The 15,223-nt window shown below is 37.4% G+C and carries 10 protein-coding genes; 2 read left to right on the top strand and 8 right to left on the bottom strand.

Features of this window, described 5'->3' with window-relative positions:
• Window positions 1-151: 151 nt before the first annotated feature.
• The 8 genes from CXF76_RS12785 to CXF76_RS12750 form a co-directional block, all read right to left on the bottom strand.
• On the bottom strand, window positions 152-601 hold the full coding sequence (locus tag CXF76_RS12785; protein WP_101163849.1) for a response regulator: 450 nt from the start codon (window positions 599-601) through the stop codon (window positions 152-154).
• Window positions 598-2,052, bottom strand: a complete 1,455-nt coding sequence (locus tag CXF76_RS12780) for a sensor histidine kinase (RefSeq protein ID WP_101163848.1) — start codon at window positions 2,050-2,052, stop codon at window positions 598-600. Before CXF76_RS12780 ends, CXF76_RS12785 begins: the two co-directional genes overlap by 4 nt.
• A 135-nt stretch (window positions 2,053-2,187) precedes the next feature.
• Window positions 2,188-2,841 (bottom strand): MOSC domain-containing protein, encoded by a 654-nt coding sequence (locus CXF76_RS12775; protein ID WP_101163847.1) that lies wholly within the window; start codon window positions 2,839-2,841, stop codon window positions 2,188-2,190.
• A 120-nt stretch (window positions 2,842-2,961) separates the two neighbouring features.
• Window positions 2,962-3,897: an alpha-E domain-containing protein gene (locus CXF76_RS12770; protein ID WP_101163846.1), complete on the bottom strand. Its 936-nt coding sequence runs from the start codon at window positions 3,895-3,897 to the stop codon at window positions 2,962-2,964.
• 1 nt (window position 3,898) lies between these two features.
• The gene (locus CXF76_RS12765; protein WP_007585223.1) at window positions 3,899-5,353 is read right to left on the bottom strand and encodes a circularly permuted type 2 ATP-grasp protein; all 1,455 of its coding nucleotides are present in this window, start codon (window positions 5,351-5,353) and stop codon (window positions 3,899-3,901) included.
• Window positions 5,354-5,399: 46 nt separating this feature from the next.
• A complete protein-coding gene (locus CXF76_RS12760) occupies window positions 5,400-6,278 on the bottom strand; it encodes a transglutaminase family protein (RefSeq protein WP_024607623.1) in 879 nt (292 codons plus the stop codon).
• On the bottom strand, window positions 6,275-8,794 hold the full coding sequence (locus CXF76_RS12755) for a circularly permuted type 2 ATP-grasp protein (protein WP_101163845.1): 2,520 nt from the start codon (window positions 8,792-8,794) through the stop codon (window positions 6,275-6,277). The genes CXF76_RS12760 and CXF76_RS12755 overlap by 4 nt, the downstream gene beginning before the upstream one ends.
• A gap of 112 nt (window positions 8,795-8,906) precedes the next feature.
• A complete protein-coding gene (locus tag CXF76_RS12750; RefSeq protein ID WP_024611322.1) occupies window positions 8,907-12,218 on the bottom strand; it encodes a transglutaminase family protein in 3,312 nt (1,103 codons plus the stop codon).
• 745 nt (window positions 12,219-12,963) lie between these two features.
• On the opposite strand from CXF76_RS12750, the gene CXF76_RS12745 reads away from it, so the two are divergent.
• Together CXF76_RS12745 and CXF76_RS12740 are read left to right on the top strand one after the other, a co-directional pair.
• On the top strand, window positions 12,964-13,737 hold the full coding sequence (locus CXF76_RS12745) for an SHOCT domain-containing protein (RefSeq protein ID WP_007585227.1): 774 nt from the start codon (window positions 12,964-12,966) through the stop codon (window positions 13,735-13,737).
• Between the two features lie 69 nt (window positions 13,738-13,806).
• Entirely contained in the window at window positions 13,807-14,976 is a 1,170-nt protein-coding gene (locus CXF76_RS12740; RefSeq protein WP_101163844.1) for a zinc-binding metallopeptidase family protein, read from the top strand.
• Window positions 14,977-15,223 lie beyond the last annotated feature (247 nt).

Genomic DNA, 15,223 nt, shown 5'->3' with positions numbered 1-15,223 from the left:
AAATAGGTTATTTTGAGCCTTTGTAAAATTGAAGCTTAAATCAAACACCTGTATAAAATTAAGCTAAAACCTTTGGTTTGTGCCACATACTCAAACTAAAGGTTCTCCAATTGGCACAGCCTAGTGGGTTAAAACTTAGAACACATGCAAATCAGCTGTGTTTTTCCAAATGCTGACCGATGACAGCCAATACTTTTTCTTTTAACTCTGCTGCCTGAAAGCTTCCTTTTACAAGGTAACCTTTAACAAAATCGTGTGACATTATAATCTTTTTTTCTTCTTCTCTTTCTGATGAGCTAAACATCATAACCACACAAGAGCTGATTTCTATCATTTTCCTCAGTTTAGAAAACGCTTCTAAAAACTGAATACCATTGACTCTTGGCATATTGATGTCCAAAAATATGAGTATTGGAGGAAATCCATCAGGGTACTCTTTTCTGTTAGCTTCATAATTTTCTAGAAATTCTAATGCTTCCTGACCATCTTTTTTTTCAAAAATTGTAAGATCTAATTTAGCCTCTTTAATTAATCTTTTAAGAATATACCGGTCAACTTCATTGTCATCGACAATTAATATAGGGGGTTTAATTTTTGTCATGTTAGCTTATCCATTGGTATTATTATTTTAAACGTCGTACCTTCATCAGAGCTTTGCAGTGATACTTCACCATTTAAATACTCAATATGTTTTTTAACCAGCGCCATCCCTAAACCAGACCCCGTACTTGTCTGTGCATGAAATCGCTTAAACATATCAAACACTTCACTTTGATGCTTTTGTGGTATTCCCATTCCGTTATCTGTAACAGTAATAAAAAACGTCTCTTGCTCATTAAAAATATCACAGCGGACATAAGGCGAGTCTTTATTTCTATCGTAATACTTCAACCCATTTGATATCAAATTTTCAATAATTTGAGCAAAACGCGCTTTTTCCGACCTTATAGGTACTGATAGATTAATTGTTGTTTCGAGCGTACAAGGATTATCTTTCATGAGCCAAGACAGTCGTTCTTTCATATCAATAATTAACTGATTAAAGTCAATTACATCTTTATCTTCATTGCCAATTTCAGCTTTGGCTAACAATAAAATATCAACAACAAGTGTTTCTAACTTTTCCATTTGTTGATAAATAACCAGTGCATTTCGGCTTGCCTCCTCTGTGTCTCCCGCTTTTATATCTTCGATAACAAAATGCGCTAGGGATTTAGCCCCTGACAGCGGTGACTTCAGGTCATGGGAAGCCCGATAAGCAAACTGGGCAAGCTCATCATTTGCTTGCTGCAGGGAAGCTGTTTGGCTGTTAATAATTTCTTTGAGTTCAATACTGTTTTCAATATTTAAAAGATCATTTTTAATTCGCTGTCTGGCCGCGATAACGAGTGCTTTTAATTCACCCGACGTTTTTATATCAAGTTCATCGTCTAGATTAATATTGCTTTCGGGCTTACTTGATAAAAGTAGAGTTAGATTTCGAATAGAGCTCGATATTGTGCGAGAAAGATAACTTATAAAAAGAATATTAAAAAAAGATATGATTATAACAAGTGGAATTAATGTCATTAGTATAAACGATACTGTTTTTCTAATTGGTTCTTCAAACATCTCAGAGTGTTTGTTAAAGCTATCAAGTGCAACATTAAGGTTTAATAAAAAATCATCTCTGCTGAGTTCACCTTTATTATATTGAATAACTGACAATAGTGCTTTATCCGCAATTTCTATATCGTTTTCACAAATTGTTAAAGTTTGCTCTGTGTTAATAAATTTCATAACAGCATAATTTAATGGGTTTATTTCTTCAATACATTCAATCGGTTGCTGCCTAATTAACAATATATCTGACTCAATGGTATTTATATCTATGGGGATATTGTTTTCTATTTTTTTAACTGACTTGGTAAGTTGATGTGTATATTTTAAGTGAAGAAAATTAAGTTGGTGAAACTTAGCTCCTTTAGCTATTTCAAAAGCGGAATAAACAGTAATGCTTACCTCTGCTGCAGTTAAAATCACAATAAGCATCAATTTTCTGGAGATATTCATATACGACACCTATTTTAGCTACTAACCCAATAGTTTTTGCGTAACACTATATTAAGTATAGTATTTATAACCTTAGGTATAGCAGATTTTATCTTTTTTACTAGATGCTCTATAAATAACAATTTATATTTAACTTTATTCACTTTTAATAGCAAGCTTCTTTTTTAGCTTTTCTTGCCACTCTACAGCAAGCTCTGGCAAAGTTAATGCTTCTAAAAGTATGTCTTCATAACCTACATATTTTTTATCAAAAAATGCCTGAAACAGTTTTTTAACTGATATGTCGTGCGATGCTTTCTTCTCGATAACAACACTATCACCCGTTTTTGCAACGCCTTGCTCTAGTACCCTAAAATAAACGCCAGTGCAGTAATGCTGCGTAAACAGTTTAAGACTGTTTTTATTATTAAGGGCGATAGCGAGTTTAAAACAGGGTACACGAGGCTGGCTTACTTCAAGCAGTGCAGTACCAATTCGAATATGGTCACCTATGTGTATATTCGCTTCATCAAGGTCAGAAATCGTGAAGTTTTCGCCAAAGGCACCTACTGCCAAGTCATCATTCTCGAGGGTTTGTTTCCAATACTCATAATGATTGTGAGAAAAAGCATATACCGCTTTATCTACCCCGCCGTGATTAACTAAATCAGCTTGCTCGTCACCTATAATGTTTAGCTTTTCAATCACTACAGGTTCGTTAGTTGGGGTTTTGAATATTCCCGTTTTCACCTCTTTACCGTTATGAATAAGAGTTTTAATTTTAGAGATATTAGTCGAGATGATTTTCATTGCGATACCAACGGATGAGGAAGTAAAGATTAATTATGCAGGTTTTAAAATTATTATAAATAAATTTAAGCAAAAAAATGACCGCTTAAAGCTAAGCAGTCATTTTAAAATATACATTTTTTATTGTTCTGCTTGCTTTAAAAAATACGTTTCGGCCAGTCCATTATGTATTCCAGCTAAGTCTATTTGTATTTCATCGATAAAGTCATGCAACAGACCATTTTTAAGTACTCGTACGTCTTTATTTTCTAACTCAACAATTGCATTATCAATTGATTTAATAATTTCTGTTGAGTTTGGCAAAGGTAAAACCAATGCTTTTAATTCATTCATACAAAATAAAATAGATCGTGGGAATACTTTGCTGTGCATCACAAATTCTATTACATCTGCACGCTGTACTCTAACGCCCATTTCTTGGCGATACATTTGATAAGCACTTAACGAACGCAACAAGCTGATCCACTGAATATTATCAAACGGCTTCACTTCTTCTTCATTAGTAATTAACGTAGCAGAGCGAATATCTAAAATTCGCGATGTCATGTCTGCGCGCTCTATAATCGAACCAAAGCGGATAAAAACATAGCCCTGATCATGATTAATTGTGGCATCTAACGCCCCAAATATTTGATGGGCTGAATCTATAATCTTTTTTAAATAATCAAAACGTCCGCGCTTTGTTATCCCTTCTTTTTGATTATCTTTTACATAATAATAAAGAGAGTTAATTTCTTCCCATACATCTCGAGGTATTACATCGCGGATTGTACGCGCGCTTTCTCGTGCCGAAGTAATAGAGTTTAAAATTGACGAGCTGTTATCACTACCAACAAGTAAATACCTTAATGCTTTTTGTTCAGTAAAATCAGTATGGTTTTCTGAATACGCTTTACGCACACCAATAATATCAATTAATGGCTCCCAGCCGGTACATACGCCTTTGGGTAAGTCCATCATCAGTAAATTGTTAACGTTGATTAAACGAGCCACATTTTCCGCGCGCTCAATGTATCGAGATACCCAATATAAAGTTTCGCCTACTCTTGATAACATATTATTTAGCCTCTTCGTCAACAATCCAAGTATCTTTACTGCCACCACCTTGTGATGAATTAACCACCAAAGAGCCTTTAACCATAGCAACACGCGTTAATCCACCAGTGGTAACTTGCGTATCTTTACCTGATGATAAAATAAACGGTCTTAAATCGGTATGTCGACCATCTGGTTTATTACCATCAAATGTTGGTACTGTTGATAAATCTAATGTTGGTTGAGCTACCCAGTTTCGTGGGTCCGCTTTAATTTGAGCAATACACGCTTCTTGTTCTTTTTTAGTCGATTTAGGACCAATTAATAATCCATATCCGCCAGATTCATTTGCTGGTTTAACAACAAGCTTATCGATATTTTTAATCACATGGTCGCATTCTTTCGGGTCTAAACATTTGAACGTTGGGACATTAGCAAGTTTAGCTTCCTCGCCTAAGTAGTACTTAATCATCTCAGGTACATAGGCGTAAACTACTTTGTCATCAGCAACACCTGCGCCTGGTGCATTAACCAAAGCAACATTACCTTTAGACCAAGCACGCATTAATCCAGGAACGCCAAGTTGGGATTCTGGTAAAAAGGCTTCTGGGTCTAAAAACAAATCATCTATACGACGATAAATAACATCAACTCGTTGTAGCCCTGTGATTGTTCTCATGTATACACAGTCATCTTTTTCAACAACTAAATCGCGCCCCTCTACCAGTTCGCAACCCATTTCTTGGGCAAGGTAACAATGCTCAAAATAAGCGGAGTTAAACACCCCAGGAGTAAGTACCACGACTTCTGGTTTATCTTGTGGACGAGGCGACATTGCCGCTAGCATATCAAATAATTGTGAAGGGTAATCATCAACAGGTAAAATCGATACTTGCTCAAATAATTCAGGGAATACACGCTTCATTACAGAGCGATTTTCAAGCATATAAGATACACCAGAAGGAACACGCAGGTTATCCTCAAGCACATACATTGTACCGCTACCATCGCGTACTAAATCTGAGCCACAAATATGCGCCCATATCTTATTTGGCGGGTTTATTCCCACGCATTGTTGGCGAAAGTTAACTGATTTTTCTAGTAACCCTTTTGGAAAAACACCATCTTTTATTATTTTTTGGTCGTGGTATAAATCATCTATAAAAAGGTTAAGCGCTTCAACACGTTGCTTTAAACCAACCTCTACGCTTTGCCATTCTTTTTTACCAATAGTTCGAGGGATAATATCAAACGGCCAGGCTCTATCAATCATATTGCCTTCGTTGTAAACCGTGAAAGTAATACCCATTTCTTTAATTGCTAAATCAGCAACCGCTCTGGCTTTTACTAATTCTTCTGCTGATAAATTAGCAAAAAATTGTGCTAATTGTGTTCCATGCGATCTAACGTTTCCTTGTGCATCAATTAATTCATCAAAGAAACCTTTTGTTTGGTACGCTTTCCAATCAATTTTCATACACTCTTTCACCTTATCCATCATCATATATGACGTAGTTAAACTGCTATTCCATTCGAATCATATCAACCGCTACATCAAGCAATTGACTACCGCCACCAAATACCACTCCTTTTAAAGGAGTTACGTCAGAAAAGTCTCGCCCTACGGCTAGAGTAATATGCTGATCGCGTGGTAAAACATTATTTGTTGGATCAAAATCAACCCAACCAAAGTTTGGAACAAATACCGCAAACCATGCATGAGTTGCATCTGCACCTTCTAGCTTTTCTTCGCCTTCTGGCGGCATGGTTTCTATGTACCCACTTACGTATCGACCTGCTAACCCTACGCTACGTAAGCATGCAAGCGCAAAGTGTGCAAAGTCTTGGCAAACGCCCCTTTTTTGTGCAAAAACAGTGCTCAAAGGCGTACTAATTGTTGTAAAACCAGGATCATAATGAAATTCATGAAAAATTCGTGCCATTAGATCTTTGCATGCAGAAATTATATTTTTGTGTGCATCAAACGAAATTAATGTGTATTCCTTAATTCCTTTATCTATTGGAATAAGTTGTGAAGGTAGTACAAATTCAGACGTTTTTAATAATTCCGCCGTATTTGGTTTAACCAATAAATCACGTACTTTTCGCCATGCAATATCAACACTCTCTAAATTGCTATTAGCGCCGACTAACAGTTCTACCTCGCTGATCATCGTTACTTTAAGTTTTTTATGCTGTATTGCTATTTCAAACGCTGTTACCTGATTATTAAAATAATCAGTAAATGTTTGTAAGTAAGTCGGTGTAGGTTCAATTTCTACACGACTACTGTGGCATATTTGCCCGCGATTCGTTTTTGGCGTTAATCGCGCTTGGTTTTGACACAAACTAACAAAGTCTGAATAGTTGTATGTAGTCGAGTGCTTTATTTTATATTTCACGATTGAGCTTGCTCAATATTAGTCCAGTTCAATTTATTTGCCGTTTGGGTATGAGAAAAATACTGTAGTAATAATACATCACAAAATGTATCTAAGTTCATACGCGTATTATGGTTAAATTCAATTAACTGGTTACGTTGTCCATTTTCACTTTTTTGTAAGTAATCTTTTTCGGTTACATAACAACTTGTTTTAGAAAGTAAAATTGCTTTTTCGTGTGCCGCAATTACGCCTTGCCTGCGTTTTGTGGGTAAATGCTTACACAACTTATTAATTTCCTCTAACTGAAATAATAAAGAACGTGGGTATTCAGCATCTAAAAGTAATAGCTCAAGCCCTGTACCAATGGTTTGATACATTCTGTATCGGCGCTTATGCGTAACTAAACTAACTTGGCAACTTAGCACGGCTTCAAGTAAGCCAAGCTCTTCGGGCTCGTCTAATTCTTTGGTTAATAAAGCCGCACTTAATGATGTAATTTGTAAGCTACGTTCTACTCTTCTGCCCATTTCGAGTAAAAACCAGCCGTTACTATTTGGCATACAATCTGTAATCGAGCCATTAAAAGCCATAATCGAGCCTATAACTCTATCTAGGCTGCTTTGCATTGCACGCGTTGGAATATTAATATTTACATTTTTAAATACTTTAATTTGCTCATTAATATCATCAATTATTCGGCGGCTATCATGAGATAGTAATTCTTGAATTTGCACCGACGCATTTGCAATGTACTTTAATGTATTAATAATACTGCCAGCGCATTGCTCGTCTGCAAGGAGTTGAAAAGCAGTTTCTTTAGACAGATTTACATCAATGCCATCTAGTTTTAAATCAGGTTCTATATAGGGATAAACAATATATTGCGACCTAATGGCATTAGAAAGCCGTGCAACTATACTTTTTCGTATTGAATCTGGGTAAACAGAAAACTCGGTGTACTTGTCTATAAAAATACGCAATATACGTATGGTGTTTTCGCAGCGTTCTAAGTATCGACCCAACCAAAAAAGGTGCTCAGCCGTACGGCTCGAAATAACCCCTTCGAGTAGCGTTACATCCATTCTTTTTCTAATTGGCACCGGTGGATTATGCTCGCCTAAATCAACTCTATCGGCTGTATTTATCCATGTATCTTTGATCCAACCAGATATTCTCGGATTGTTACTTTTTTCGTTCGAAAAACACAGTGCTGAAGGAAGTACTTCTACGCCATTTTCTGTGGTTAATGCATAACACCTAAACACCACTGGCTTGGAGATTAATTGCCCGTCATGCCAAAATGGTGCACTGCTAAAAGAAGGTTTTTCTTGGAAAAAGTAATTATCGGGTTCTTCGCTAATAAGTAGCTTTATTTCTTGCTCGTCTAGCACTCCATCTAACTTGAGTGTAGGGTCTATAGCAGATAGTAGTTCGAGGTTATTCCAATCAATGGCTTGCGCTTCTTTTACACTTAAGTAATTTGGCTCACCTAACAACAGCGGTTGTTTTAAAATTTGCTGCGATAACTTTTCTAAGTTGCACTTTATTGAAGGCGACGAGAGCACACCGCTACCAAACGGGTTTAAAACCTTAACCGACCCTTGTCGTACAGATTGTAATAAGCCCGGAATACCATGAAGTGAATATTCAGTTTGCTCTAAAGAGTCAATACAACGATCAGAAACCCAGCGTAAAATGACATTAATTTTACCCAAGCCTTGTAACGATTTTAAACAAACGTCACCACCACGTACAGTTAAGTCGGCGCTTTGTACTAATGTATAGCCAAAGTAGGTAGATAGGAATGCATGCTCGTTGTAGTTAGGATCATCAATTCCTTGGGTTAGAATTACAATTCGTGGGTCATCCATGTAGTGGGTATATTCATTAATACCCTCTTGGAATAAATTTAAAAATTCTTTAATTTGCTGAACATTACATTCGGCAAATTCTTCAGCCATTACACGCCTTGCAATAATACGGCTCTTAATTAATAGCCCTAAGCCTAACGGGCACTGACAATGATCGCTTAATACTTTAAATTCGCCTGTTGGCGTGCGGTAAACATCTAACGCGGTAAAAAAAAGTGTTAATTCGTTACTAGGTAGGCTAAAACCTTCGCGTAAGTAATTAGGGTCTTGAAAAAGCTGCTTTGCAGGAATATGACCATCAACTAATAATGTTTGGTCACCGTAAATATCTTGCTGAATTTTATTTAATAAAAGGGTTCTTTGTTTTATTCCCTCTTCGAGCAATGCCCAATCAGCTTTAGATAACATAAATGGCAATGGGTCGAAGTGCCACTGCTTATTGCTTTCATTTTTAATATTGCCATTTTGTAGCAATTGGCTAATTTCTGTAGCGCGGCTACTAACATCATCTGCTGTTAGGCTAGCTAAACGCTTAAATAAAGTATCCCAATGGTCTGGGTTTAAACCACTGTGGTTTGCTAGTTCATCATGTCCATGTGATTTATCAAGATATAAAGACAACCACTCAGGCAATTCCGGCATCGCGTTATTGTTAATATACAAGCTGAAAGTGCTCCAATTTATAGTAAATAGCCGTGTTCATAATGATGCTTTAAAAATATTTAGTCATTCCACTTTAAATAATTTCAAAGTGGAATGACACAACTATCAATTATTATTTAAAGTTAGGCTGCCTGCGTAAATCCAAGGTATTTGGATAATCAGGATTACTACTTTCTTCATCAGGTACCACGTATTCACTTGCGCTTTGCGCCGATTGAAAACTATGCGTAACCGCCGATGGGCTCCAGCTTGGTTCTGCTGATGCAAGTAACGATGGTGTATGCCCATGCTCCCAAAATCTTGCAACTCTGCGCCCTTCAGCTTCAAATGCATTAACCGGTAGCGTTTCAGGATTACGACCCCCAGCATGGCTCACATGATATACAAAGCCTCCAACTGAACGACCTTCCCACGTATCGATTAAATCAAAAACTAATGGAGCATGTACGCCAATAGTTGGGTGAAGCGCTGTAGGTGGTTGCCAAGCTCTGTATCGTATACCCGCGACCATTTCATCTTTTGCTTTACCTTTAACCGGTTTAAGCGGCACTCTTCGACCATTACACGTTACAACATAGCGATCGCTCATTGTTCCTTGTACTTTTATTTGTACTCTTTCTAATGACGAATCTACATAGCGCGCCGTACCAGACGCACTTGCCTCTTCGCCTAGTACATGCCAAGGCTCGATTGCGGTTCTAAGCTCAAGTGTAACGTTATCAAGTTCTCGCGTTCCACATACCGGAAACCTAAATTCAAAAAATGGATTTAACCAACTTAACTGAAATTGAAAACCTGCTTGTTGTAAATCGCGGCTTACTTCAGCTAAATCGTTTTCTACATATTGTGGTAATAAAAACTTATCGTGTAACTCTGTACCCCAACGTATTAATGGCTTGTGGTAAGGTTTTTTCCAAAACCAAGCAAGTAAAGTACGCAACAGTAGCATTTGCACTAAGCTCATTTGAGAATGTGGAGGCATTTCAAAGCCTCTAAATTCTACAATCCCTAAACGACCTGTGGCTGAGTCGGGTGAATAGAGCTTATCTATACAAAACTCTGCTCTGTGTGTATTACCCGTTAAATCCACTAATAAATTACGCAGTAACCTATCAACTAACCAAGGTTCAGGCACCTCACCTTCGGGCATATGCGAAAAGGCAATTTCTAGCTCGTATAAAACTTCATCACGGGCTTCATCCACTCGCGGCGCTTGGCTTGTAGGACCAATAAAAAGCCCCGAAAATAAATACGACAAACCAGGATGATGCTGCCAATAGGTAATAAAACTTCTTAAAATATCAGGTCTGCGTAAAAATGGGCTTTGCTCAGGTGTTTCGCCACCAAGCGTTACGTGGTTACCACCACCAGTACCAGTATGGCGACCATCTGCCATAAACTTATCGGTACCTAATCGGCATTCTTTTGCTAAACCGTATAACGTTGTGGTTCGACTGACTAATTGATCCCACGATGTTGAAGGATGAATATTTACTTCAATAACACCTGGATCTGGCGTTACAGCGTATTTTTCTACGCGGCTATCTTTAGGTGGGCTATAGCCTTCAATAACAAGTGGCATTTTAAGTTCTTTTGCCACACTCTCTATACTACTTATTAAACCCATGTAATGTTCAAAATGACTTGTTGGTGGCATAAATATATATAAACGCCCCTCTCTCACTTCCATTACAAGCGCAGTTTTAACCATTTCTTTACCAATAAAGCCCTTTTTAAGCTTTTTAGCTTTGGTAAAATTTTCTGGAATATCAAACGGGTCGCGGTCAATAATATTGCCGCTCCACTCAAGGCTGTCTAAAGGTAGGCGATAACCAAGTGGTGATTCACCCGGTAATAAAAAACAATGACCCCGTTTAAACTCCCACGTACACGACTGCCAACAGTTTTTACTATCGTTCCATTTTAAAGGTAGAACATAGCCAACAGGCTTTTCTATGCCTTTATCCATTTTAGCTAAAAAGCCTTTTCGGCTCATTGCATGGAGAAGTTCTGGTTGATCTGGCTTTATTTCGGTAGGTAATGAGGCTTCTTGCCACATGTGATATAAAATATCTTCATAAGCCGTAGTAAGTGCCTTGGTTTCAAGACCAAGTGAGTCACACAGTTTATCAGCAAACTTTTTAGTATCGGTATGATCAAATTTATAATCTTTATTAGGATCGGCTAATAGCGCAGCATCTTGCCATAAAGGCTCGCCGTCTTTGCGCCAATAGCACGCATATTGCCAACGTGGTAATGGCTCACCCGGATACCATTTACCTTGTCCGTAATGAGTAAAGCCACCTTTTGTGTATACTTTATTCATTTCTACAAATAAATTTTGAGCTAATATTCTTTTTTCTTTACCATCGGCATCAGTATTCCACTGAGGATGTTCCATATCGTCAATAGAAATAAACGTAGGCTCGCCACCCATAGTTAAATGTATGTTTTCTTCATTGTAAACATTATCAACGTGCTGACCTAAGCGGTTAATTGCCGCCCACTGCGCCTCAGAATAAGGCTTAGTAACACGTGGGTCTTCGTGTACACGCGTTACTTTATTATAAAAGCTAAACTCAGATTTACAGTCGTCTATACCGCCTGTTACCGGCGCCGCCGAGCTTGGCTCTGGCGTACATGCCAATGGAATATGACCTTCACCAGCAAATAAACCCGAGGTAGGATCAAGCCCTATCCACCCTGCACCCGGAATATACACCTCGGTCCATGCATGCAAATCGGTAAAGTCTTCTTCTGGGCCGCTTGGACCATCTAGTGATTTTTGATCTGAGGTTAGCTGGACTAAATAGCCCGATACAAATCGAGATGCCAACCCTAAATGACGAAACAGTTGTACTAACAACCAAGCGGAATCACGACACGAACCTGTTTTTTTACTTATTGTTTCGTTTGCCGTTTGCACACCGGGTTCTAAACGAATGCCATAACCTACTAATTCATAAATAGCTTGATTAACAGCCACTAAAAAATCAACGCTTCTAAGCGGCTCTTTAGGATTTAAAGATTCAATTAATTCTTTAAATTTTGGACTGGCTTTACGTTTTTTTAAATAAGGAGTGAGTTCTGATTTTGAAATAGCATCGTAAACAAACGGGAAGTTTTCGGCGTAATCTTCTAAAAAGAAATCAAAAGGATTAATAACCGTTAGTTCGGCGACCAAATCAACTGTAAAACTAAATTCGGTAGTTGGTTTGTTAAATACCACCCTCGCTTGGTAATTACCAAAAGGGTCTTGTTGCCAATTTATATAGTGATCTTCTGGAACTATTTTTAAAGAATAACTTTTAATTTTTGTACGGCTATGTGGCGCGGGACGTAATCGGAATATATGCGGCCCCATATTAACTGACCGATCGTATTTATACTGAGTATGGTGCGAAATCCCAACTGTAATTGTCATCTATTAATTCCCCTTTAATAATGTATGGCCACAATATAACGCTGAAAATATTATTTGGACTAATTCACTTGTGCAATTTTTATACCAAAAGACTTGCTTAAGTAGTGCTGTTCATCCACTCGCGGCTCTTGCACAAAGCAACGTTATGCATAAAGGTTTTGACCTAATTAATAGGAAAAACACACCAATTCAATAAATAGTAAACTTAGTGTAATTTAAACCATCAATTTTAGATTTTTAATGGTGCAGAAAATGCACCAAAATAGTGCTTTAAAATAACCTACAATTAAAGTTAATTAATTTAAAATATTGAAATAAAACAAATAAAGTTAACTTTTTAAAATACTTACTCCGTTATTTATAACGCTAAACAGGTATAATTAAAAGTATTTATTTAGAGTTTAATAATCATTAAATAGTAAGAAATAGTTCACAATAAAGCTGCTGTTAAAGTAAGTAACGGTGCTATACTAGATCGATTTTTAACCGCTTACGTTACAGTAAAACTAACAATCTCGATGGGATAAAACAAGCAACTTTTAATACATAGATGCTTAACTTTAAAGATTAGTTTTGCAGTGGTGTGTTTTAATTTCAGATAAAGCAGAACACGTCCAATTTGAAAGACCAGCACATCTCACTAACCTGTTAATTTTTCATTATCATCAATGCTAAAGGTAATGCAGCCCTGGCGTATTTTCAGATTTTTTAAATCAACCCAATCTACCTAATAGGATATTTTCTTATGCAAAAGCTAACAGATGTCGGTGAAAACTTAGTTAATGGTATAGCATCTCGTTATAACCTCAGTCACGATGCAGTAATTCACATGTTAGTTAGCGTTAATAACGGCGGTTGCTCAATGGCACAGTTTAATTGCCCAGAACTTGGTGGTTCTGGTCAATGGATGCGTGGCGGAATGACAATGGTTGGCGACATGTTTAACAACGGTTTAAAATCAACCGTTGATAACTTGTGCAACGAACTTGCTAATATATTGAGCAATAACCAAATATTTCCGGTTATTCCTGCAGGAACGCCTGGCAGCAATCAATGGTGGCCAGGTAATCTAGGCAGCCCATTTAGCAGTGGTGCGCAAAATAATATTCGCTACGCTATATTCCCTAATCGCTTAGCCGTTGAATTAAATGGACAAGTGAGCGTATACGACACGTTAGATCATAATATTGGTGGTGTAAGCCAACAGCAAGGCAATAATACCTCTCTTACATTTAACAGTCAGTGGGGGACAATTAATGTAAATACCCTGCCATTAATTTCAGGGCAAACGCCAACGCCTCCAGAACCTCAAAAAGATTTTACGCAGCAAGTAACGCAGCCGAATTTTGCATCGTTAACACCAAACCAAGTTGAAGCACCGGCTAATAATACTGTGGGGCAATACTCGGTAGACGAAACACTTCAAATTATTGAAAAGTTAGCACAACTTCGCGACTCTAATGCGTTGAGTGATGATGAATTTAATATTAAAAAGTCTGAACTTTTAAAAAGGATTTAACTACTATCCTCCAATAGCATAGCGCTAAGTAAAAGTGGTTTATACGGTCTCTTTTTTATTCGGTAACATATGAAAACATTTAAATGTAATTGCACAGATCAACTTATTTTATTTTTTGAAAGCAGCCATTGTTTGGCTTGCGGCAGAACCGTAGGTATTGATGACGATTTCGATCAAGTTGAACCCTATGAAATTGATGAGCAATCGGGGTTATTTTACAAAGCAGAAGCGCCTGAAGTTTTTTATAAAAAATGTGATAACAATGCTCAGTACCACGTTTGTAATGGTATGGTTAATTTAGATACATTTATACCCGTTGCCGATAAAGACGAAGTGCTGTGTTTTTCATGCCGCTTTAATGAAACGGTGCCCGATTTAAGCATTATCGGGCATATTCCATTGTGGAAAAAAATGGAAACGGCGAAGCGTCGCGCTTTATATACTCTAAAATCGTTATCGCTCCCCTTAAATACTATTATTCAAGAACCTGAAAGCGGATTAAGCTTCGACTTCATAACTGACCGTAACGTGAGCGATCACTTTGTAAGCCCAATTATAGGTCAAGATGTTGTATTTACAGGACACGACTGTGGCCATATCACTATAAATCTAGCCGAGGCAGACGACGTAGCACGCTCTCAAGCTAAAATAGCGATGGGTGAGCGTTACCGTACTTTACTTGGTCATTTTCGCCATGAACTTGGTCATTATTATTTTGATCAACTAATCGCAAATTCACCAAAAAAACATGCTTTATGTAAGCAATATTTTGGTGATGACGAATTAGATTACCAGCAAGCGCTCGATACTCATTACAAGCAAGGTGCGCCAGCTAACTGGCATGAAACCTTTATTAGTGAATACGCTACTATGCACCCTTATGAAGACTGGGCGGAAACATGGGCGCATTACATGCATATTATCGATACTTTAGAAACAGCCAAAAACTTTTCAATTACAGGCTCAACAACGGGTAATGAGTTTGAATTAGATGAAGCAGACGAGCTTCGATTGCCACAAAGTGCTTATTACTTTAATTCACAAACATCGATTGATGCTATTTTAGATACTTGGATGGAATTTTCGATCATTCTAAATTCACTAAATCGCAGCATGGGACTTGCCGATGCCTACCCATTTGTACTTACTCAAGCGGTGCGAACTAAGTTGTCTTTCATCCATCATGCTATTCATAACAGGCTCAATTTAATGCCTGATTTGGGCATAGGAAAAGTGTAATAAAATAAGCTCAGTCCAAAAAACATTTTAATAAAGAGCCATTTATTCTTGCTATGACTTTTCATGCATAGGTAGATGGCTTTTTTATGATGAGAAAAAAGCCGTAAAATAAAAGTCTAAAAATAGTATATATCCCTACTTTTTCGCTGAAGCTTTATTAGCTTGTCACAGCGAGGTTATTCTTAAGTCGACTTATGACTTTTTCTTGATAAGTACTTACTGTAGAAAACTTTTGTATTGATACAAA

Origin of the sequence: Pseudoalteromonas sp. 78C3 (assembly GCF_002836695.1) — a bacterium.
Classification (GTDB): domain Bacteria; phylum Pseudomonadota; class Gammaproteobacteria; order Enterobacterales; family Alteromonadaceae; genus Pseudoalteromonas; species Pseudoalteromonas arctica.
The sequence above is the reverse complement of the archived record's forward strand: the minus strand, read 5'-3'. Positions and strand labels throughout refer to the sequence as shown.

Coding starts and splice junctions, on each gene's coding strand:
- CXF76_RS12785 (WP_101163849.1), bottom strand. CDS start 601: ATGACAAAAATTAAACCCCCTATATTAATTGTCGATGACAATGAAGTT.
- CXF76_RS12780 (WP_101163848.1), bottom strand. CDS start 2,052: ATGAATATCTCCAGAAAATTGATGCTTATTGTGATTTTAACTGCAGCA.
- CXF76_RS12775 (WP_101163847.1), bottom strand. CDS start 2,841: ATGAAAATCATCTCGACTAATATCTCTAAAATTAAAACTCTTATTCAT.
- CXF76_RS12770 (WP_101163846.1), bottom strand. CDS start 3,897: ATGTTATCAAGAGTAGGCGAAACTTTATATTGGGTATCTCGATACATT.
- CXF76_RS12765 (WP_007585223.1), bottom strand. CDS start 5,353: ATGAAAATTGATTGGAAAGCGTACCAAACAAAAGGTTTCTTTGATGAA.
- CXF76_RS12750 (WP_024611322.1), bottom strand. CDS start 12,218: ATGACAATTACAGTTGGGATTTCGCACCATACTCAGTATAAATACGAT.
- CXF76_RS12745 (WP_007585227.1), top strand. CDS start 12,964: ATGCAAAAGCTAACAGATGTCGGTGAAAACTTAGTTAATGGTATAGCA.
- CXF76_RS12740 (WP_101163844.1), top strand. CDS start 13,807: ATGAAAACATTTAAATGTAATTGCACAGATCAACTTATTTTATTTTTT.